This window comes from Petrotoga miotherma DSM 10691 (assembly GCF_002895605.1).
GTDB lineage: Bacteria > Thermotogota > Thermotogae > Petrotogales > Petrotogaceae > Petrotoga > Petrotoga miotherma.
In genome coordinates, this window is sequence record NZ_AZRM01000027.1 from 25,064 (window position 1) to 44,977 (window position 19,914).

General features: G+C 31.9%; 25 protein-coding genes and 1 tRNA gene. 19 read left to right on the forward strand and 7 right to left on the reverse strand.

All coding sequences use genetic code 11. The features are described 5' to 3' along the window. The first annotated feature begins 36 nt into the window (after positions 1 to 36). Positions 37 to 1,248: a 2,3-bisphosphoglycerate-independent phosphoglycerate mutase gene (locus tag X928_RS05820; protein WP_103078894.1), complete on the forward strand. Its 1,212-nt coding sequence runs from the start codon at positions 37 to 39 to the stop codon at positions 1,246 to 1,248. A 92-nt stretch (positions 1,249 to 1,340) separates the two neighbouring features. Further along, positions 1,341 to 1,904, forward strand: coding sequence for a biotin transporter BioY (locus tag X928_RS05825; RefSeq protein WP_211286454.1), 564 nt, complete (start codon positions 1,341 to 1,343; stop codon positions 1,902 to 1,904). 12 nt (positions 1,905 to 1,916) lie between these two features. Here X928_RS05825 and X928_RS05830 read toward each other — a convergent pair whose 3' ends face one another. The 4 genes from X928_RS05830 to X928_RS05845 all read right to left on the reverse strand — a co-directional run bounded on the left by X928_RS05830 (position 1,917) and on the right by X928_RS05845 (position 5,128). After that, the gene (locus X928_RS05830) at positions 1,917 to 2,981 is read right to left on the reverse strand and encodes a YqeG family HAD IIIA-type phosphatase (protein WP_103076444.1); all 1,065 of its coding nucleotides are present in this window, start codon (positions 2,979 to 2,981) and stop codon (positions 1,917 to 1,919) included. Further along, on the reverse strand, positions 2,956 to 3,210 hold the full coding sequence (locus X928_RS05835) for a DUF4911 domain-containing protein (RefSeq protein WP_103078895.1): 255 nt from the start codon (positions 3,208 to 3,210) through the stop codon (positions 2,956 to 2,958). Before X928_RS05835 ends, X928_RS05830 begins: the two co-directional genes overlap by 26 nt. Positions 3,211 to 3,275: 65 nt before the next feature. After that, positions 3,276 to 4,562: a PhoH family protein gene (locus X928_RS05840; protein WP_103076446.1), complete on the reverse strand. Its 1,287-nt coding sequence runs from the start codon at positions 4,560 to 4,562 to the stop codon at positions 3,276 to 3,278. A 2-nt stretch (positions 4,563 to 4,564) separates the two neighbouring features. After that, positions 4,565 to 5,128, reverse strand: a complete 564-nt coding sequence (locus X928_RS05845; RefSeq protein ID WP_103078896.1) for a 3'-5' exonuclease — start codon at positions 5,126 to 5,128, stop codon at positions 4,565 to 4,567. Positions 5,129 to 5,227: 99 nt separating this feature from the next. On the opposite strand from X928_RS05845, the gene X928_RS05850 reads away from it, so the two are divergent. The 12 genes from X928_RS05850 to ispE all read left to right on the forward strand — a co-directional run bounded on the left by X928_RS05850 (position 5,228) and on the right by ispE (position 13,308). Further along, positions 5,228 to 5,304, forward strand: a tRNA-Arg gene (locus X928_RS05850). A gap of 54 nt (positions 5,305 to 5,358) precedes the next feature. Continuing rightward, entirely contained in the window at positions 5,359 to 5,631 is a 273-nt protein-coding gene (locus X928_RS05855; RefSeq protein WP_103078897.1) for a stage V sporulation protein S, read from the forward strand. 136 nt (positions 5,632 to 5,767) lie between these two features. Further along, positions 5,768 to 6,088 (forward strand): coiled-coil domain-containing protein, encoded by a 321-nt coding sequence (locus X928_RS05860; RefSeq protein WP_103078898.1) that lies wholly within the window; start codon positions 5,768 to 5,770, stop codon positions 6,086 to 6,088. 34 nt (positions 6,089 to 6,122) lie between these two features. After that, positions 6,123 to 6,437, forward strand: a complete 315-nt coding sequence (zapA, locus tag X928_RS05865; protein ID WP_103078899.1) for a cell division protein ZapA — start codon at positions 6,123 to 6,125, stop codon at positions 6,435 to 6,437. A gap of 14 nt (positions 6,438 to 6,451) precedes the next feature. Continuing rightward, positions 6,452 to 7,228, forward strand: coding sequence for a glutamate racemase (gene murI, locus X928_RS05870; RefSeq protein ID WP_245857192.1), 777 nt, complete (start codon positions 6,452 to 6,454; stop codon positions 7,226 to 7,228). Positions 7,229 to 7,243: 15 nt separating this feature from the next. After that, on the forward strand, positions 7,244 to 8,098 hold the full coding sequence (rapZ, locus tag X928_RS05875) for an RNase adapter RapZ (protein ID WP_169926320.1): 855 nt from the start codon (positions 7,244 to 7,246) through the stop codon (positions 8,096 to 8,098). Positions 8,099 to 8,128: 30 nt separating this feature from the next. Beyond that, positions 8,129 to 9,064 (forward strand): gluconeogenesis factor YvcK family protein, encoded by a 936-nt coding sequence (locus X928_RS05880; protein ID WP_103078902.1) that lies wholly within the window; start codon positions 8,129 to 8,131, stop codon positions 9,062 to 9,064. 23 nt (positions 9,065 to 9,087) lie between these two features. Then, entirely contained in the window at positions 9,088 to 9,972 is an 885-nt protein-coding gene (whiA, locus tag X928_RS05885) for a DNA-binding protein WhiA (protein WP_211286461.1), read from the forward strand. A 27-nt stretch (positions 9,973 to 9,999) separates the two neighbouring features. Next, positions 10,000 to 10,452, forward strand: a complete 453-nt coding sequence (gene nrdR / locus X928_RS05890; RefSeq protein WP_103078904.1) for a transcriptional regulator NrdR — start codon at positions 10,000 to 10,002, stop codon at positions 10,450 to 10,452. 35 nt (positions 10,453 to 10,487) lie between these two features. Next, positions 10,488 to 10,967 carry a transcription elongation factor GreA gene (gene greA, locus X928_RS05895; protein ID WP_103078905.1) on the forward strand — a complete coding sequence of 160 codons (480 nt, stop codon included), beginning with the start codon at positions 10,488 to 10,490 and terminating at the stop codon, positions 10,965 to 10,967. Positions 10,968 to 11,013: 46 nt separating this feature from the next. Then, the gene (gene lysS, locus X928_RS05900) at positions 11,014 to 12,522 is read left to right on the forward strand and encodes a lysine--tRNA ligase (RefSeq protein WP_103078906.1); all 1,509 of its coding nucleotides are present in this window, start codon (positions 11,014 to 11,016) and stop codon (positions 12,520 to 12,522) included. Positions 12,523 to 12,534: 12 nt separating this feature from the next. Then, positions 12,535 to 13,308, forward strand: coding sequence for a 4-(cytidine 5'-diphospho)-2-C-methyl-D-erythritol kinase (gene ispE, locus X928_RS05905; RefSeq protein ID WP_103078907.1), 774 nt, complete (start codon positions 12,535 to 12,537; stop codon positions 13,306 to 13,308). Here ispE and X928_RS05910 read toward each other — a convergent pair. From X928_RS05910 to X928_RS05920, 3 genes are read right to left on the reverse strand one after another with little or no spacing between them, the layout of a single operon-like run. Further along, the gene (locus tag X928_RS05910) at positions 13,301 to 13,564 is read right to left on the reverse strand and encodes an EscU/YscU/HrcU family type III secretion system export apparatus switch protein (protein ID WP_103078908.1); all 264 of its coding nucleotides are present in this window, start codon (positions 13,562 to 13,564) and stop codon (positions 13,301 to 13,303) included. The two genes, ispE and X928_RS05910, sit on opposite strands and share 8 nt — an antisense overlap. A gap of 7 nt (positions 13,565 to 13,571) precedes the next feature. Further along, a complete protein-coding gene (gene ltaE / locus X928_RS05915) occupies positions 13,572 to 14,603 on the reverse strand; it encodes a low-specificity L-threonine aldolase (protein ID WP_103078909.1) in 1,032 nt (343 codons plus the stop codon). A gap of 18 nt (positions 14,604 to 14,621) precedes the next feature. Further along, positions 14,622 to 15,473: a DMT family transporter gene (locus X928_RS05920; RefSeq protein WP_169926321.1), complete on the reverse strand. Its 852-nt coding sequence runs from the start codon at positions 15,471 to 15,473 to the stop codon at positions 14,622 to 14,624. Between the two features lie 180 nt (positions 15,474 to 15,653). Here X928_RS05920 and X928_RS05925 point away from each other — a divergent pair, with 180 nt between their 5' ends. The 5 genes from X928_RS05925 (at position 15,654) to X928_RS05945 (ending at position 19,914) form a co-directional block, all read left to right on the forward strand. Further along, positions 15,654 to 16,082, forward strand: a complete 429-nt coding sequence (locus X928_RS05925; protein WP_103078911.1) for a ribonuclease H-like YkuK family protein — start codon at positions 15,654 to 15,656, stop codon at positions 16,080 to 16,082. 129 nt (positions 16,083 to 16,211) lie between these two features. Next, a complete protein-coding gene (locus tag X928_RS05930; RefSeq protein ID WP_103076460.1) occupies positions 16,212 to 16,529 on the forward strand; it encodes a hypothetical protein in 318 nt (105 codons plus the stop codon). Positions 16,530 to 16,547: 18 nt separating this feature from the next. Then, positions 16,548 to 17,585 carry a V-type ATPase subunit gene (locus tag X928_RS05935; RefSeq protein ID WP_245857194.1) on the forward strand — a complete coding sequence of 346 codons (1,038 nt, stop codon included), beginning with the start codon at positions 16,548 to 16,550 and terminating at the stop codon, positions 17,583 to 17,585. Between the two features lie 4 nt (positions 17,586 to 17,589). Next, complete coding sequence (locus X928_RS05940) at positions 17,590 to 19,446, forward strand: V-type ATP synthase subunit I (RefSeq protein WP_103078913.1); 1,857 nt, start codon at positions 17,590 to 17,592, stop codon at positions 19,444 to 19,446. A 21-nt stretch (positions 19,447 to 19,467) separates the two neighbouring features. Next, positions 19,468 to 19,914 (forward strand): ATP synthase subunit C, encoded by a 447-nt coding sequence (locus X928_RS05945; protein WP_103078914.1) that lies wholly within the window; start codon positions 19,468 to 19,470, stop codon positions 19,912 to 19,914.

Sequence of the window (19,914 nt, forward strand, 5' to 3'; positions counted from 1 at the left end):
TCAATTAAAAAAATTAATAGCGGAGGTGCAATATTAGTGAATAGTCTAGATCGACAACAAGTTATAAAAGACTTAGTAGTTAAGACCGATTCAAAGATAGTATTACTTGTCATGGATGGATTGGGAGATCTGCCAAAAGATGGTAAAACTCCTCTTCAAGCTGCATACAAACCCAACATGGATGCTTTAGCCAAAGAAAGTGATTTAGGGCAAAGTGTACCTGTTCTACAAGGAGTCACTCCTGGTAGCGGTCCAGGGCATCTTTCTCTTTTTGGCTATGATTCCTTAAAGTATGACATAGGAAGAGGCATATTAGAAGCTCTTGGATTAGGAATAAAAGTGAATAAAAAGGACGTTGTTGCAAGAGCTAATTTGACAACAATAAAAGATGGAATAATAGTCGATAGAAGAGCTGGAAGACCAGCTAGTGAAGAATCAAAGAAAATTGTAGAAATTCTCTCCGAAAATATTAAAAAAATTGAAGATGTTGATATTACTTTCTATCCAGGGAAAGAACATAGATTTGTAGTTAAATTTACAGGAGAGGGCTTATTTGATGAAGTAACGGATGCTGATCCACAAAGAGAAGGGCTGCCAATGGAATGGGCTAAGGCAACCAATCCTGATTCAGAAAAAATGGCTAATATAGCGAACAAATTGATAAAAGAGATAGGGGAAGTGTTGAAAGATCAACCAAAAATGAATTTCGCACTATTACGAGGATTTTCCAAGCATCCTCTATTGCCATCTTTTGAAGAGAATTATAAACTAAAGGCCGCTGCTATTGCCACATACCCTATGTATAAAGGACTTGCAAAATTAGTAGGGATGGAAGTGTTAGAAGCAGGACAAACAACAGAAGATGAGGTCGAAACATTGAAAAAAGTATGGAATGAATATGATTTCTTCTACTTTCATGTGAAAAAAACTGATTCCTACGGTGAAGATGGGAATTTTGAGGAAAAAGTGAAAGTAATTGAAAATACCGATAAAGCTGTGAAAGAAATTTTAAACCTCAATCCAGATGTTTTAATCATCACCGGAGACCATTCTACTCCTGCTTTACTCAAAGCACACAGTTGGCATCCTGTCCCTGTTTTGATTTATTCGAAATATGTAAGAAAAGGATTGTCTGTATCTTTTGATGAATATGAATGCGCAAAGGGAACCCTTGGAACGATATCAGCCTTGGATATTATGCCGTTAGCTTTAGCAAATGCTTTAAAACTAGAAAAGTACGGAGCTTAATCAAAGCGGGCCCTATGGCCCGCTTTTTAATAAAGCTGATTATTTTGAAAATCCTTCTTTTATCTCAATGTTTATATTTTTTGATATAATCTATGAAACTATTGAAAAAATTTAATGAAAGGAGAACTGGAATAACGATAAGAGCTAAAGAACTTTCTTTAATAGCCATATTTGTTTCTCTAATGTGTATAGGCTCACAGATTATTATTCCACTGGGTCCTATACCTTTTACTCTTCAACTACTTTTTGTGTTTTTGACGGGATACTTTTTCTCTCCAAGAAAGGCTTTTGCTATTCAAATTATCTACTTATTATTGGGTGTAATAGGTTTACCGGTATTTGCAGGCTTCTCAGGAGGGATTGTTCACATTTTAGGACCTTCTGGTGGTTTTTTAGTTTCTTTCCCCTTAGCTGCTATTTGTATTAGTTTTCTTAAATTCAAAAAAGGTTTTTCAGATTATTCCTCTGGTTTATTAGGATTATGTGTAATTTACTCTATAGGTTGGATTTGGTTAGGAATATATACGGAAAGCCTTCTTCTATCTTTTAAGGTAGGTGTATTACCTTTTATATTATTTGATCTCATCAAAATGGTTATTTCAATTTATCTGAAAAAATTGATAGAGTCAAGATTAAAACTGATTTCATCTTTTTGATACTTTCAAAAACTATTCGTTCTTTATCAAGGTCGGCTTTTTTCTTATCCATTTCAACGCTATTCTTTCAAAAAATCTCATAATTCGAGTCCATAATCCTTCTTTTTTAGACAGAGGGTTAACTTTTATTGTGTAAAATCCTAAGGCATTTCCCAAAGCAACATCCGTGAAAAGTTGATCCCCAATCACTACGCCCTCCCCAGGTTTGTAACCATGAAACTTTATTTTTTTTCTGATTTTAAACCTTAATGGCTTCATTGCAGAAGTTAATAAATCTACCCCTAACTCACTTAATTGTATATCTAAATTCTTAAAACTCTTTTTTGAACTATTACTTGCTATTAATATATAGAATCCGAGATCTTTTAATTTTAAAAAGAGGTCAATGACTTCTGGTTGTAAATAATCACTATGCCATTCGTTGAGGGTATTATCAAAGTCAAAAACTAAAATTTTATACCCCTTCTCTTTTAGGTGCTGGTAATCAATATCAAATACACTTTTTTCAAATTCATTTGGACCTACTAAATCAATAGCTCTAAAAAACCAACCTATCGTATAAAAAAACACGTTGTAAGCAAATTTCGTAAATCCAGCCATAAATTGTTTAAACTTATTTTCGAGGCCGTAAGTGTATGGATTTATCAAAATCGTATACAACCCCAGACGATTTCCTGCGCTAATATCTGTGATAAAAAGATCACCTATAATAACCGTTTCTGATTCTTTGGAATCAAGCTCTTCTAAAACAGATTTTAATTTTTTAGGATTAGGTTTTTTCATACTTGTATGTACTTTTACCCTTCCGTTAGTCAGTTTTTCAATTCTTTTTACCTTTTCCCTTTTGGCATTGGTAACTATTGCAACTTTAAAACCATCGTTTATTAATTTGTTTAAAAGATTCACGGTTTTGTCGGGAATGTTGTCGTCTCTCCAAACAGTAATTGTAAAATCATAATCCATAAGAATAGTATTGAAACCAAGCTTTTTTAATTTTTCATAGTCAACAGAGTATATATCAGGACTATATTCTCTAGGTATTGGAATGTATTTAAATAATCCCGTTATGCGGTTCAATACTTATAACCTCCACTTTTATGTCAGAATTTTTTAAAGAGTTGAGTAAAGTTAATGCTTCATCAACTAAACCTGCTGGCACTATTATTTTAAAATATCCATTCTCTTGTCTTTTTCTAACGTTCATTATGTGAGCTTCAGCTTCGACCAGATAAATTAAAAGGTGAATGTCTTCTTTTGCAATGTCTATGTAGATATCGTATTCAGGATGCAATTTTTCTTTCTCCATTAACTTATTTTTCCTCCTAGTAACTAGTTTTAGCGCCCCTTTGGGTGTCTTTAGCTATCTTCATACTACAAAATTTCAGAAGATACAGTCGCTAATTCTGATCTTTCACCTTTTTTCATTGTAATATTGGCAGATAAAGGATTTTCTTTAAATTTTGAAGCGGTGTAGACTAAACCGTTAGATGAACTGTCCAAATAGGGGTTATCTATTTGATATGGGTCTCCAGTTAATACAATTTTTGTGCCTTCTCCAACTCGAGTTAAGATAGTTTTTACTTCAGCTGGGGTTAAATTTTGAGCTTCGTCAACTATCATATATTGGTTTGGGATTGTTCTTCCTCTTATATATGAAAGTACCTCTATCTCTAATAAATCTTTCTTAGTTAAATATTCTTCTGGTTTTTTACCGCTACCCTTGAATAACAAATCTAAATTATCATATATAGGTTGTAACCAGGGGCGCATTTTTTCTTCTATATCTCCGGGTATATATCCGATATCCTTCCCCATCGGTATAACAGGCTTTGAAACCAAGAGCTTATTGTACAACTTTTCAACTTGCACACAGTATAACCCTGCTGCCAATGCTAGTAACGTCTTACCAGTTCCAGCCTTACCAACTAGCGTCACAAAAGGTATGTCAGGGTTTAAAAGTGCATCCAAGGAAAAAACTTGTTCTACATTTCTAGGTTTTATTCCAAAAATTTCGCTTTCAAAATCTATCAAAATTGATTGAAACTTCTTTGACTTAGAATCATATCTTAAAAATAAGTCTCCATAGTTAAGATATGTATTTGGAAAAGGTTCTTCTTTGAACCCTAATTCTGAAAAATCGTATTCATTCTTCTTTTCAACCTCTTTCTCCGGGTTTTCTATTGTATGATAACCATCAGGCAGAAGTTTTATATCTATTTTATCCGTCAAATAATCTTGACTTTCTAATCCTAATGCATCAGCTTTGATCCTCAGATTTAAATCTTTACTTACAATTATTGTTGGTAAGTTGTCTGTTTTTTTCAAAAACATGGCGTAATATAATATGAAATCATCTTTTGATTCCCCAAGGTAAGTAGGAATTTTATGTTTTTCATCATTTTTTTCGAGGGCTAAGATTTTCAATGTACCTCCGCTAGGCAATTTTATCCCTTTATGTAATGGTGTTCCATTTCTAAAACTATCTAAAATTCTGTTAACCTCTCTGGCGGATTTAGCAACTTTATCGCTTCTTGTTTTTAACTTATCTATTTCTTCTATTACTGGAAATGGAATCAAAACATTGTTATCTTGAAAATTGAGAATACTGTTAGGATCATGAATCAAAACATTTGTATCGATAATGAAATTCTTAACCAAAATCAATCACCCCATTTTTTAATAAAATTGGTTATTGCTTCGAAAGAAAAAAGTTTTATATATTTTTGGAAAAGTTTGGCTGTAGATAAAGCATCATCCCAAGCTCTATGAAATTGTTTTATCCCTAAATTGAACTTTTTCGAAAGGAATTCAAGATTGTATGGACCTTTATCAAAATAGTATTTTGAAATCTCGAGAGTGTCAATATAGTAATTGTCAATTGAAAACATTCCACTTTCTTTTGCAGCAATATCTAAAAACCTTAGATCCATTTTTACGTTATGTGATACAATTATAGAATCATCAACATACTCTTTAAATCTTGGAAAAACTTCCGATAAAGATGGAGCGTTAGAAATATCTTGATTATTTAATTTATGAAATTTCGAGACCTCTCCCGGTATGAATATATTTGGATTTACCAAGGTATGAAATGCATATTTGAAATTAATTTTTTTATCGTATATAGGGATGGCAGCAATTTCTATAATTCTATCTCCAAACTCAGGGTTCAAACCAGTTGTTTCAAAATCTAAGGCTAAAAAAACTTTATCTTTAACTTTCATCCTGATCTTACCTCCACGAATAAATTATATCATATGATTTAAAAATTTTTGGTCTTGATTTAAATAGTCAATTTAAGGTATAATTATTACTAGTGAAGAGCGTCTGTAGCTCAACTGGATAGAGCGTCGGACTTCGGATCCGAAGGTTGTGGGTTCAAATCCCACCAGATGCGCCATTCGCTCTATATAAGTCGAAATTATAAACAAAACATTACAGGGAGGTATCATTCATGGCAGAAACGGAAGTACTAAAAGTAGCTGCTAACTCAAATCCAGTTGCTGTTGCCGGTGCTTTGGCTGCTATAATTAGAGATAAAGGAATCGCTGAGTTACAGGCTATAGGAGCCGGCGCAGTTAATCAAGCTGTTAAAGCTATAGCAATAGCCAGGGGGTACGTAGCTCCTAGCGGAATCGATTTGGTTTGTGTTCCAGCATTTTCGGATGTTGAAATTGAAGGGGAAGAGAGAACGGCAATTAAATTTTTGGTTAAAGCAAGAGACTAAAAGAGGCTATGCCTCTTTTAGTTTTTTTAGTTTTAAAATTAAAAATATTTGTATTTTTAGTTTTTTTTCATCTAGCTGTGTTATAATAACTTTAGTTTGACTTCAACAAATTATTATATAAAGGGGGAAAGTACAAATGGACGTTTTGAAGGAATTGGAAAATATGTTAGAAACGTTAGCCGACAAATACAACGAATTAAAAAAAGAAAAAAACGATCTTCAAACTCAGTACGATGAATTGTTCGGTGAGTATGAAAAAATAAACAATGAAAAAGAAGAGATGGGACGTGAACTAGAAGAATTAAGAAGAAAGAATGACGAAATAGAAAACCATCTAAACCAGTTAAAAAGTTCCCTTATATCAAGATTAGGAGATGAGTTTAGAACTGGAGAATTTGATAATCCGGCATCTTCAAATACCCCATTCCAAGATGAGCCGGATCAAAATCAGTATTAATTGATTCATAAAAAACATTTAAGGATGAAAAATCATGAAGAATTATCGCTCAATTGAAGTAAAAATCTTAGGAAAAGATTATAAATATAAAGTAGACGAACCTGAGGATGTTATAAACGAAATTTTAGAAAACATAAAATCCGAAGTTGAATCCTATGCAAAAAAAATCGGTGGAGAAGAAGTGGATTATATCTTTCTCCTATTGCTTCTAAACGAAAGATTAAACAGTATAAGAACAAAACAAGAAATTAAACATATGGTTGATAAATTCAGCGATATGTTGAATACCGCACTTAAAAGCAACGAAGAAGACAGTAAGGAACAAAGTAAAAGCATACAATGGGGGTAAGATATTTTCCAGTTATGAAAATAGGTCTTTTTGATTCAGGAATCGGTGGTTTAACGGTTTTAAAAAAAGTGATAGAAAATTTTGGTAATCATGAGTATTTTTATCTAGCTGATAATTTAAATGTACCTTATGGTTCAAAGCCTATTCCTTTTTTAAGAGAAAAATTAAAAAACATACTGTCTTTTTTTCACACGATGAAAGTAGAGCTTTTGATTTCTGCATGTAATACAACAGATTCCATTGTAAAAAAAACGAATTTTGACACGAAAAATTATAGCTTTACATATGTGAGTATAATAGAAAACGCCATAAAAACAGTAGAAAGAAACGATTCTGTTCTTTTATTAGCAACCGAAAACACTATTAATTTGGGTGCTTATAAGGAAGCTCTTATAAAGAAAAAAATAACCAATCTCGAAGAAAAAGCATGCCCTTTGTTCGTTCCACTCATAGAAGAAGGTTATTGGGATGGACAAATGGCAGAATCTGTTTTGAGATTTTATTTACAAGATTCCAAATCTAAGTACCACAAGGTAATATTAGGTTGCACTCATTATCCAATTTTGGAAAACCAGATTAGAAAATACACGAATTCTTCCATCGTTGACCCTGCAGAGGGAATAGTTGATTTTTTGAAAAATGAGATCAAATTAGAGAAAATAGATGGAAAAATTAGAGTGAATTATTTAGTTACAGGAAATACTGAGAAATTCAAATTGCTTTCCAAAATATTTATGAAAGACGTAAAGTATCATCCTATTTTTAAAAAAATTGAATTAGAAAGTACTTAAGGGCGATTGATAATTTTGCAAACAAAACCAACCGTTTTCATAATAACCGGTTTATCTGGTGCGGGTAAAACCTTATTATTACAATCTCTTGAAGACGAAGGGTATTATACAGTTGACAACATACCACCCCATTTAATAGAGCATTTTTTAAACATTTTATGTACAAGTAATGTTAAGAAACTCGCTATTGTCAGTGATATCAGATGGAAAAATCCCGATAAATTGAACGAACTATTTAAAAATGTTGAAAGTTTAGCCAAATGTAATATGGAAATTCATAAAGTCTTTTTAAAAGCTGATAAAAGCGAGTTAATCAATAGATACAAAAAAACCAGAAGGACCCATCCGTTAGGTCTTTCCTTAGAAAACGCCATAGATGAAGAAATGAAAGTTATGTCAGAAATAGAAAGTTCTTGTGACATAGTTATCGATACTTCCTCAACAGAACCGACTGAATTTAAAAAAAGATTCTTTCAGATGATAAAAGAAGATATGAAAAAATTAAAGTTAAATTTTATCAGTTTTGGATTTAAAAACGGTATTCCACAAATCTCTGATTATGTTTTTGACGTGAGATATCTCCCAAACCCCTTTTATTTTCCAGAGATGTATGAACTTACTGGTTTAGATTTGAAAGTAATTGAATTCCTTGAAAAATTTAAAGAAACTCATGAAACTGTTGAGAAGATTGCTAATTTAGCCAAGTTCATCCAAGATAAATATTCTGAAAGTGGTCGTATAGAAGCATATTTTTGCATAGGTTGCACAGGAGGTCAACATAGATCGGTTTACGTTGCTCAAAAGGTTTATGAAATTTTAAAAAATGAAGGTAGAGAAGTAAGCATAGATCATAGAGACATAGAAAGATAACACGGAAATATTCTTTAGGTGGTTGATGCTGTGAAAAATATAGTAACAATTGGTGGCGGAACAGGGACAAGTCAAATATTAAGGGGATTGAAATGGAATCAAGATATAGATATTGTTTCCATCGTCACTGTTACAGATGATGGAGGAAGCTCCGGAATATTGCGTGAAGATTTTAATATATTGCCCCCAGGAGATATCAGGAACAATATACTAGCCTTGGCTGAACAAGAAACCCTTCTGACTAAATTACTTAAATATCGATTTAATGAAGGATTCTTAAAAAATCATAATCTCGGTAACATAATTTTGCTAGCATTAACTCGAATTAACGGTAATAATTTCCCCTTAGCTATAAAAACATTGTCGGAAGCTCTGAAAATAAGAGGAAGGGTCTTTCCTGCTTCTTTGGACTCTCTAAAACTTGTAGCAGAACTTGACGATGGTGAGATCATTTTTGGGGAAACTTCAATTGTGTTGAAAAACAAAAATATAAAAAGAATCTGGTTGGACGGCAATGCCGAAGCATTTGATGAAAGCGTTATGGCTATTCAAAAAGCTGATATAATAATTTTTGGACCTGGCAGTTTATATACCAGTATTATCCCTAATATATTGGTAGACGGAATAAGAAATGCAATCAATTTATGCAAAGCTAAGAAAGTATATATTGCGAATATTATGACACAACCAGGAGAAACGACCAATTATTCTTTAAAAGATCATGTTCAAGAATTAGAAAATTATTTAGGTGAAGAATTAGATTACATTATAGCCAACGAATCAAATTTACCATATGAAATAATTCTGAGATACCAACGAATGGGATCTATCCCAGTAAAATTAGATATGGAAGAAGATAGAAGAGTAATGATATCTGATTTGGTTTATATTTTAAACGATGAGGAACCAAAAATTAGACATGATCCAAAAAAAACATCAGAGTTGATTTTAAAATGCGTTCAATGAATTCCTTTTCAGAAGCGCTAAAAGTGAGCCTTGTGAATAGTGATTATATTTTCCCAGAAGCTGAGTTCTATGGTTTTTTCATAGGAAAAGGCGAAATTATTGAAAAAGAATCTGAAAAATTAATAAAAATATCCATAACATCTTTGAATAGTTTTAAAAGATTGTATAAACTTTGCAAATATTCGTTCACTGATAAATTCGAAGTACAATTTAACAACGAAAAAAGGTTAAATCTTGGTGGAACAGGTTCTATATTCTTAAACTATCAAACAATAGATAAAATATTAAAGAAAAGCAATCTTTATTTAAATGAAAATAAATTTTCCCCACCTTTAAAAAAAGATCCATTGATTTTTGGATCTTTTCTTAAAGGTTTATTGTTATCTTGTGGGTCTATATCAGTAAAAGAATCTTATCATTTAGAATTCAATTTGAAAACAAACAATATATTTAAAGAGGATTTAGTTAGAACATTTAAAAGTCTTTTGGGTGTAAATGCCAGATTTTTTAATAGAAGTAAAGGCTCGAAAGTATACATAAAATCACGCGATGACATTTTGAATATTCTTGAGCTTCTCAATGCCAAGGAAAAAGTAAAAGAATTAAGCGAATTGATGGATATAAGGGATCTACGAAGTAACGTAACAAGAACTATTAATTTAATATCTGCTAATTCATCAAAAACAGCTCATAGCTCAATAAAGCAAATTAAGGATATACAAATTATTCAAGAAAGTATAGGTTTAGATAGTTTACCATATGACCTAAAACAAATAGCAGCTTTTAGATTAGAAAATGAAGATGCAAGTTTGAGCAACATGGCAGAATCTTTATCAATGAAAAAATCTACTTTATACAACAAACTAAAAAAAATCTCAAAAATTGCCGAATCTCTAAAAAATACCTAATTCAGATAAAATGGTGGTGCAATAATTATGAAATGTCCTTTCTGTGGTTACGAGGAAACTAAAGTTCTAGACTCAAGACCAGCTAGTAACGGCACTTCCATAAGAAGAAGAAGAGAATGCTTGCAATGTCAAGCTCGTTTTACAACATATGAAAGATATGAACAAACAAGGATAAGAATAATAAAAAAAGACGGCAGAAGGGAACTTTACGATAGAAAAAAACTAATGAATGGGATCTTAAAGGCATGTGAAAAAAGGCCTGTGAGCACCGATCAAATTGAAGAAATTGTTGATAACATAGAAGAAGAATTAAGAAGAAGTGGCAATTCAGAAATTTACTCTTCTGAAATCGGTGATAAGGTTATGGAACAACTGAAATCAATTGATCAGGTTGCTTATGTAAGATTTGCTTCGGTGTATAAAGAATTTAGAGATTTAGACAGTTTTTTACAAGCTATAAGAGAATTAAAAAATAGTTAATCACCATTATTAGAAATGGGAGGAGCGATACAAAAGTGGCTGAACAAGTATACAAACTAACCAGAGAAGGGTACGAAAAATTAAAGAAGGAACGAGAAGAGCTTAAAAAAAGACTTATGGGGGAAGTTGCCGAAAGGATTAAAGAAGCCAGGGAATTGGGAGATCTATCAGAAAATAGTGAGTATGAAGAGGCAAAAAACGAACAAGGAATGATAGATTCCAGAATCAAAGAGATAGATTATATATTAGACAATGCTGAAATAATTGAAAATGGAGGCAATCACGATAATTCTACCGTAAGTTTGGGAAAAAAGGTGAAAATAAAAGATTATAGATTGAATAGAGAGCAGGAGTTCCTGCTAGTTACCCCTCAAGAGGCCAATATCGAAGAAAGTAAAATCAGTATTGAATCTCCTATTGGAAGATCATTACTAGGAAGAAGAAAAGGGGAAGTTATCAACATTAAAACAGCTAGAGGAAGCTCAAAAAAAATAGAAATCAAAGAGATAAGCTAAGACTTCATAGATCACAAAACTAATCTTACCAGGCAGGAGGCAAAGTATGGACCTTAGAAATATACGAATACATCAATTAAAAGAAATGAGGGAAAAAGGATACCATCCATATAAGTACAATTTTCAAAAAAATTATACTTCCCAACAAATCAAAGATCTTTTCGATAGTAAAGTAGAGGCTGGCCAACAATTACCGGATCAAGTTTTTAATTTCGCTGGAAGGTTGATGAATCTAAGAAAACATGGCAAATCTGCTTTTGCTGATTTGAAGGATGAATTTGGACGTATTCAGATATATATTCGTTTAGATCAAGTAGGACAAGAAAGTTATGATTTTTTCAAAGAATATATTGATATCGGAGACTGGGTAGGAATAAAAGGTTATCCCTTCAAAACGAGAACAGGCGAATTAACCCTTTTGGCTTTAGAAATAGAATTACTCTCAAAGGCCATTCGCCCTCTTCCTGAAAAATGGCATGGACTCAAAGATAAAGAAGTTCGATATAGACAAAGATATGTTGATATGATTGCAAATGATGACACCATTAAAACCCTCAGAACACGTTTTTTAATCATCAAATACATTAGAGAATACTTAAACAACAAAGGTTTTTTAGAAGTCGAAACTCCTGTTCTCCAAAGTATAATGGGGGGAGCAAATGCAAGACCTTTTATTACCCATCTAAACGTTTATGATATAGATATGTACCTCCGGATAGCCACAGAACTACATCTAAAAAGATTGGTCGTCGGGGGCATGGAAAAAGTTTATGAAATAGGGAAAATATTCAGAAACGAAGGTGTTTCAAACAAACATAATCCAGAATTCACAACTATTGAGTTGTATCAAGCTTTTGCTGACTACAACAATATGATGGAACTAACCGAAGATCTTTTGTACAACATTACAAAAAAAGTTCACAACAAAGCAAGAGTTACATATCAAGGAGAAGAAATAGATTTCACACCTCCTTTCAAAAGAATAAAGATGAGAGAATTCATACAAGAAAATCTTGGAATAGATATAGTAGAAGCTAGTGATCAAGAACTGAAAGAGTTTTTGAAAAACCAAGGTGAAGAGGTAGAAATAGAAGACAGATACCATTATCTCGATAAAGTATGGGATTTAGTCGAAGATAAGATCATTCAACCTACATTTGTTATGGATTATCCTATAGAATTATCTCCACTAGCAAAAAGAAAAAAAGATGACCCAAGGTTAACCGAAAGGTTTGAATTAATAATAAAGGGCAACGAAATAGCTAACGCCTTTTCTGAATTGAACGATCCTCAAGATCAATTTGAAAGATTTAAAAAACAAATGGAACTCAAAGAGTTGGGTGATGAAGAAGCTCAAATGATGGATCTCGATTTCATAAGGGCGTTAGAATATGGTTTACCTCCCACTGGAGGGCTAGGAATAGGTATCGACAGAGTTTGTATGCTGCTTACCGATACCCCGACTATTCGCGATATTATACCTTTTCCAATTGTAAAACCCGTATCTTTCGAAGATGAAGAAGCTATGTTAAATGAAGAAGAGACTAACGAATAAAAGAGGAGTTCAATGCATTTAAAAGCCTTTGGAAAAGTTAACCTTTACTTAGATGTAATTAGTAGGCGAAAAGATAATTATCATAATATTTTAACGCTTTTCCAATCGATTAATGAACACGACGATATATTTATTGAGTTTTCCAAAAGCGAAATATTTGAATCAGAACCATCTTTAAACATCTCGTGGGATAAGAATATAATAAAAAAGTCCATAGAGACCTTTAAAAAAGAAACGGGTTTTTACAATTTTAACTTAAAAATTAAGCTTATTAAGAATTTACCTATGGGTGGAGGATTAGGGGGCGGAAGTGCCGATTCTGCTGCTGTTTTAAACTTTCTCTCAAAGAATTTTAAAATATCAGAAAAAGAATTATTCGAAATAAGTTTCAAAATTGGAAGTGATGTCCCATTTTTGCTAAAAGGCGGAACAGCAATTGGTAAGGGTAAAGGAGAAATTTTAGAATTTTTGGAACCTTTAAAATTAAATATTCAAATATACCCTATGAACTATAAAATTGATACTAAAAAAATGTATGAAAAACTAGACCAAAATTGGGAAAGTATCGACCATTTTGGTGATCCATACAAATTGTATGAAGCCTTAAAAAATAACGATATTATAACAGCTAAACAAAATGCGTTTAACGTATTCGAACAAGTGGTATTCAAAGAATATCCTAAATTGAAACAAAAAAAGGAAGACATAGAAAAGGATGAAGGGATTATATTTGCTTTGATGACTGGTTCAGGTAGTACGTTATACAAAGTAATTGCAACTAACTGAACTCTTTATCCATCTTATAGACAAAAGCTATTATTTCAGCAGCTAATTCATACAATTCGTCAGGGATTTCTTCATCCAAATCTAAACCATAAAACTCTTCAACAGCTTTTTCGCTTTTAACTATTGGTATGTTTTCTTCTTCAGCTATTTCTATGATTCTTCTGGCTATTGAATCGATACCTTTAGCAACGACTTTAGGTGCTTCATCTGTTCCTCGTTTATACCGTAAAGCTACCGCTTTTTTTGAATTAGACATTTTTTCATCACTTCTTTAAATATTCTTTCATTGTTTCAACAATGTAATCCACGTCTTTTTTACTTACCCAATAATTAGTTACAAATCTTAATTCTCCATTTTCTGGTGGATTTATTTTGATACCTTTTTCTAAAAAAAACGATACCATTTCCCTAAAATTTATATCTTTGTTTATTCTGAAAAAAACCATATTTATATGAATATCGTCTAAGTTCACAGAAATTTCAGGGATTTCATTTAACCTTTCTCCTAGATATCTAGCGTTTTCATGATCTTCTTTTAGTCTGAATCTCATCTTTTCAAGGGCAATTAATCCTGCTGCAGCTAAAAATCCAGCTTGCCTTAATCCCCCACCCATCAGTTTCCGTTTCTTTTTGGCCTTTTGAATGAAATCTTTACTCCCGGCCAGTAAAGAACCTACGGGAGCACATAGACCCTTTGAAAGGCAAAACATGACTGAATCACAATATTGAGTTATCTCCTTGGGATCAACGTTCAAGTAGGTTGCAGCGTTGAATACTCTAGCTCCATCCAAATGAACAGGAATTCCTTTCTCATGAGCTGTCTCAGATATTTCTTTCATATTTTCAAGCGACACAACCCTTCCATTGGAATGAGCATTTTCTAGACATATCAATCCAGTAGATGGAAAATGAAGGTCGTCTTCTCCCTTTCTTATTCTATTTTTAATATCCTGAGGTGCCATAACTTCCTTATCACTATTTATAGTTCTCAATTGTACGCCAGCAATTACCGAAGCTGCCCCGACTTCGTGAACAACAATATGGCAACTATCATCAAGGATAACTTCATTTCCTCTTTCACAATGAGTAAAGATGGAAAGTTGGTTACCAAACGTTCCACTAGGAACAAAAAGTGCGTCTTCCTTTCCAACTACTTCCGCAGCATATTTCTCTAATTTTTTCATCGTTGGGTCTTCATCGTAAACATCATCCCCAACTTCTGCCTTAAACATCGCTTCTCTCATCTCTTGAGTAGGTTGCGTAACGGTATCACTTCTGATATCTATGTATCTCACTAAAACTCCTCCTCTTTCTTAAAGCTCTTTTAAATCTAATCTCTCTTTCAAATATTTATTAACTCTGTATGAAAAAGTAGTCAAAATTATTACTCCAATCATAATTGAAGCCCCAATCATCTGCAATCCAGAAAATCTCTCTCCCAAAAAAATAAATGAAAATAACGAAGCAAATATTGGTTCTCCAATGAATATAAGAACGGTTGAATTAGAACCAATTACCTTTTGATATCTAGCTTGCAGAAAATTCACAACTATGGTCGCTGCTATTGCAGTGTATATAGCGGTTAACCAAATTGGAGCACCTAATTTCCAACTAGAATTGAATGAAATTGACACATTGATTATAGCAGCAAATAAAAACTGATAAGCTAAAAGCGATGTTTCTTCAACAACTTTTGAAAATTTCGTTATTAAAACAATATGAACTGCAAACAAAACGGCACCCAAAAACGTTAAGAAATCCCCAAAATTAAACCCTGAAATACCTCCAAAAAGCATGTAAGAACCTAACAAAGACAAAGGAAAACATAACCACTGAATGAAGTTAGGTTTTTCTTTTTCAATTAAATAAGAAATTATAGGGGTAAATGGAATATATAAAGAGGTAATAAATCCACTTTTTGAAGCATCTGTAAAATTGATCCCATAAGTTTGCAGGGCATGTGCCAATCCTAAAATTATTCCTAAGGTTGCCCCATATTTGAAAGAATGCTTTTTCCAAATAAGGAAGGATAAAACAGCCGCAATACCAAACCTTATAAACAAATAGGGCAAAGTTTGAAGATCAGTTAACATTACCTTGTGAATTGGAAAGGTAGAACCCCATATTACAGTAACTAGCAAAAGCCATAAAAATGCTCTAATCAATCTATACTCCCTCGTCTTATTCACATATTTTAGTGTATTATACCAAAATTTTAATTCGAATTTAAGAAGTATTCTTAATTAATCTTAAGAATTTTTAATACAAATCGTTGCGTTTTGGTGTATAATTGAAGAAAACTTATCTAAAAAGGGGGTAACGTTTTCAAGTTAAAGAATCCAACTATAGGCACTGTAGAATTCAAAGAGTTAACTAATTTCATTAAATTATTTTTAGAAAACAAAAGTTACAAAGTGTGGGTAGGTACAGATAGCCATGCAAGAGATGGACATGTAACTTTTGCGACAGCTATAGTAATTTACAAAGTAGGCAATGGGGCTACATATTTTTATTATGTCACTCACGAACGTAGGTCATACGATATGTACTCAAGATTGATAAAAGAAGCAGAATTTAGTTTAAACACCGCAGAATTTATCGAAAATCACTTAAATTTAATAAAGCCAGAAATACACCTTGATATAGGTTTAAACGGTAGATCAAAAGAGGTTTTTAGTGTTATTACAGGCTACGTAAAAGGTTTGGGATATAATTATAAAATAAAACCAGAATCATTTGCAGCTACTAATGTTGCTCATCTATATACCAAGTAAAAATATTGGTATATTTTTTGTTTTAATTATATTCTCAACAATTATTTTTATTTTCTTAACATAAATAGGAGTACAATATACAAGTAGAATTTATTAGAAATAGTTATATATTTTCTCAGAGGTGGAATCATGAATTTAAATCCAAACGACGTTATAAAAAAGTTGATAGAAGCAGAAGAGAACTACGATAAAAAATTAAAAGATTTCCAAAAAAAATTGATTGAAGAACAAGAAGAACAAATTTCTCTTTTAGAAAAAGAAAAAGAGGATAAAATGCTGGAAGTTGATAATCAATACAAAGCCATCATCAAAAAAGCAGAAGAAAGATCAAGAGATCTATTGGACGAAGCAGATAGAGATATAAAGAATTATAAAAACAAGTTTGAAAAGTTGGAAAAAGATAAAGAAAAAATAGCCAAAAAAGTGATAGAAAATTTAATTTACTGATCGAGGTTGTTGAAATTGATGATCCCTGGACTAACATCTAAAGTTAAAGCACTGTATTCCAAAATCCTTAATCAAAGTGATTATCACAATTTAATAGAAGCGAGTTCGATAACAGAAATAGTCGCTTACTTAAAAAACAACACTCATTACAATGAAGTATTAGTAGGAACGGATATAGCAAATTTACACAGAAGAGACGTGGAAATATTGATACGAAAATCTATATTATCAGACTTTTACCATTTGTATTTTTATCTACCAGTCAAAGTTCAAAAATTATTTAAGTTAATAGAAAGGCGTTATGAAATTGAAAATATAAAATTTATCTTCCGTTCTCTACATTCTGGTCATTTAGAATATATTTCAAAGGAAAGACTTTTCCCCGTCAATCACAAAACCATTAGTGAAGAGACATTCATGGCGATAAAGAACTTTGATGACGCTTTAAACACATTTAAAAATAGCATTTACTCTGGTGTAATTACTTCTGCCTACGACAATTACAGAAAAACAAAAAAATTACAATATTTGTTAAACGCCATTGACTTTTGGTATTTTTCCAGTTTGGAATCAGAATTCAAAAAAACTCCAGAATTTTCTTCAAACTTGAGGGATTTATTCTTCAAACAAGTGGATTTAATAAATATTCAATGGATCTATAGAGCAAGGATTCTCTTCAAACTTTCTACAAGTGAAGTTTTAAACTTATTGCTCCCAATAACTTTTAAATTATCAAAAAGTGAAATAGAAAATCTTTCAACTTCGGAAGATCTCAATGATTTCATCAAGAAAGTTTCTTCAACTTTCTATGGAGAATATTTTAAGAATATTAACCAAAATATATTTTCCTACATAATAGAAAGGCTATGTAATAGAATATTGTTGAAAGAAGCAAAACAATTAATATCTGAAACCCAAAATGGTTTGACAGTTATGAGCGGATATTTATTTCTTAGAGAATATGAATATAAAGATTTAATTACTCTTATAGAAGCCAAAAGGTATAAAATTCCCAATGATAGATTCAACGCTTTTTTGCTGTTGATTGAGGAGTGAGTTCATGCAGGAAAGACTAAAACCGTTCACAATAATTTCCACCAAAACAGAATTAGAAAAAATTTCAAAAAGAATTATTGATTCTCAAAGTGTGGAAGTTATACCACTTGAAAAGATAGTGGATAAAAACCTATTAGAAAGAGTAAAAAAAGATAACGTCAACCCTTTTCAGGAAATATACGAAAATTTTAGAAATATCTTTGAATTTGTGGAAAAGAACCCCGAACCCAAAACATGGGAAGTCTCTTTCCCTACAAAAATTAAAAAAGAAGAAATAATCGAGTTTTCAAAAAATCTTATGGACGAGTTACACATTTTATCAGAAAGAATTTCAAAGTTGAAAGAAGAAAAAAAGTATCTGGAAAATAATCTGAATCTTTTTGATAAACTACAAAAGATTCAACTTGATGTTAAAAATATACAAAAAATACAAAACCTTAAATACAAAGTAGGCAAAATCAGCAGTATGTACTATGAAAGGCTTTTTAACAGTATAAAAAATGAGGATATTTTAGTATTAAAACTCAACGAAGATAAAGATTTCGTATGGCTTTTTATCGTATATGACTCCAACGAAGATATAGAAAAAACACTTTCAATTGCTAATTTTCTAGAATACGAAATCCCTAAGAATTATTCAGGAACGCCTTCAGATATATTGAAAACAATTCAAGACCAATTGAAGGCTGTTAAATACGAAATTGAAATTATCGAGATGTCTATAAAAAAGTTGTTCTACGAAAAGCGTAGATATATATACGAATATTCTGATTATGTTTTCGTCATGAAAAATATCTATGATTTAGTTCAGAATATTAGTTTCACTGAGGACTTTTTCATAATCTCTGGTTGGACCGATCAGGCAACATATTCAAAACTTTTTCATTATTGTAATTCAAATGATTATTCTTTACTTATTGAATGTAGTATTAAAGAAAAACAACCTACTTTACTTAAGAATAGAAGTTTTTTTAAACATTTTGAGTTCATTGTTAAGATGTTCAGCACACCATCGAGCGATGAAATAGACCCAACACCTATAATCTCAATATTATTCTTATTCTTTTTTGGGATGATGTTTGGTGACATTGGACATGGCCTTGTTCTTACTTTATTGGGATTTCTAATTTACAAAAAGAATAAAAGTGACTTATTTTACGTCTTAGGTGCTTCTGGAATCTCTTCGATGATTTTTGGAACGTTATATGGAAGTTTTTTTGGATTTGAAAATATCATTAAACCCTTGTGGAAAAGACCTATGGATAATATAAACTATTTTCTACTCACTTCAATTTACTTCGGGATAGCCGTGATAACTTTAGCTATGATTTTGAACATATTCAACAAGATTAAAAATAAGCAAACACTGGAACTTTTGTTCGATCCAAATGGCTTATCAGGGATTGCATTTTATTGGATAGTACTTGGAGGAATTTTTTATTATATGAGAAATGGTGCATTCCCAAAAATAAGTATAGGCTTTATTGTCGCATTGATAGTTGCCATATATCTTAATGGTATAATCTTTGAAAAAGGAAAATTAAGTGAAAAAGCTGTTCAAAGTTTTTTTGAGCTTTTTGAATCTCTACTTGGATACCTAAGCAACACTCTTTCTTTTATAAGGTTAGGAGCTTTTGCTTTAAACCATGCCGGGTTATTTCTCGCATTTTACATGATGTCTCAAATGGCAAGTAACTCAGTTGTTTCATTTGTTATATTACTCTTGGGCAATATTCTAATAATCGGATTGGAAGGCCTGGTTGTATTCATTCAAACCTTAAGGTTAGATTATTACGAATTTTTCACCAGGTTTTTCAAAGGTAATGGGAAAGAATTTAATCCAGTTAAATACAAATTTTAAAAATTTCCGGAGGTGTTAGTTATGGCATACGTTGTTTCATTAACAGCTTTAGTTGTTTTGACAATTATGTTTGGTTTTTATTTTTCAAAAAAACCCGAAAAGGCAAGATCTTTTGCAAAAAAGTTTTTTAGGGGAAACATTGCTGTATTTGGAGTTGTACTTCTTTTAGCTATAATTACTCTTTTTCCCACCCATGTTTCAGCTCAAACAACAACTTCTACAACTGGAACGAGCGTAACATCTGACACAACGAACAATAAAGGGTTAGGATTATTGGGCGCAGCATTATCTACAGGTTTATCCGCTATTGGTGCAGGTATCGGTGTTGCGATAGTAGGTTCGGCAGCGGTAGGAGCTATAAGTGAAAAACCCGAGTTATTAGGAAGAACGTTAATATACGTGGGTTTAGCCGAAGGAATAGTGATATATGGGTTGATCGTTTCGATAATGATACTGGGGAGAATCTAA

Bases quoted from the DNA above. Each gene is read 5' to 3' on its own strand.
- X928_RS05940 (WP_103078913.1), top strand. From the start codon at position 17,590: ATGCAGGAAAGACTAAAACCGTTCACAATAATTTCCACCAAAACAGAA.
- murI (WP_245857192.1), top strand. From the start codon at position 6,452: ATGAAAATAGGTCTTTTTGATTCAGGAATCGGTGGTTTAACGGTTTTA.
- X928_RS05825 (WP_211286454.1), top strand. From the start codon at position 1,341: ATGAAACTATTGAAAAAATTTAATGAAAGGAGAACTGGAATAACGATA.
- X928_RS05945 (WP_103078914.1), top strand. From the start codon at position 19,468: ATGGCATACGTTGTTTCATTAACAGCTTTAGTTGTTTTGACAATTATG.
- X928_RS05930 (WP_103076460.1), top strand. From the start codon at position 16,212: ATGAATTTAAATCCAAACGACGTTATAAAAAAGTTGATAGAAGCAGAA.
- lysS (WP_103078906.1), top strand. From the start codon at position 11,014: ATGGACCTTAGAAATATACGAATACATCAATTAAAAGAAATGAGGGAA.
- X928_RS05835 (WP_103078895.1), bottom strand. From the start codon at position 3,210: ATGGAGAAAGAAAAATTGCATCCTGAATACGATATCTACATAGACATT.
- X928_RS05935 (WP_245857194.1), top strand. From the start codon at position 16,548: ATGATCCCTGGACTAACATCTAAAGTTAAAGCACTGTATTCCAAAATC.
- X928_RS05910 (WP_103078908.1), bottom strand. From the start codon at position 13,564: ATGTCTAATTCAAAAAAAGCGGTAGCTTTACGGTATAAACGAGGAACA.
- ispE (WP_103078907.1), top strand. From the start codon at position 12,535: ATGCATTTAAAAGCCTTTGGAAAAGTTAACCTTTACTTAGATGTAATT.
- nrdR (WP_103078904.1), top strand. From the start codon at position 10,000: ATGAAATGTCCTTTCTGTGGTTACGAGGAAACTAAAGTTCTAGACTCA.
- zapA (WP_103078899.1), top strand. From the start codon at position 6,123: ATGAAGAATTATCGCTCAATTGAAGTAAAAATCTTAGGAAAAGATTAT.
- X928_RS05860 (WP_103078898.1), top strand. From the start codon at position 5,768: ATGGACGTTTTGAAGGAATTGGAAAATATGTTAGAAACGTTAGCCGAC.
- X928_RS05845 (WP_103078896.1), bottom strand. From the start codon at position 5,128: ATGAAAGTTAAAGATAAAGTTTTTTTAGCCTTAGATTTTGAAACAACT.
- X928_RS05855 (WP_103078897.1), top strand. From the start codon at position 5,359: ATGGCAGAAACGGAAGTACTAAAAGTAGCTGCTAACTCAAATCCAGTT.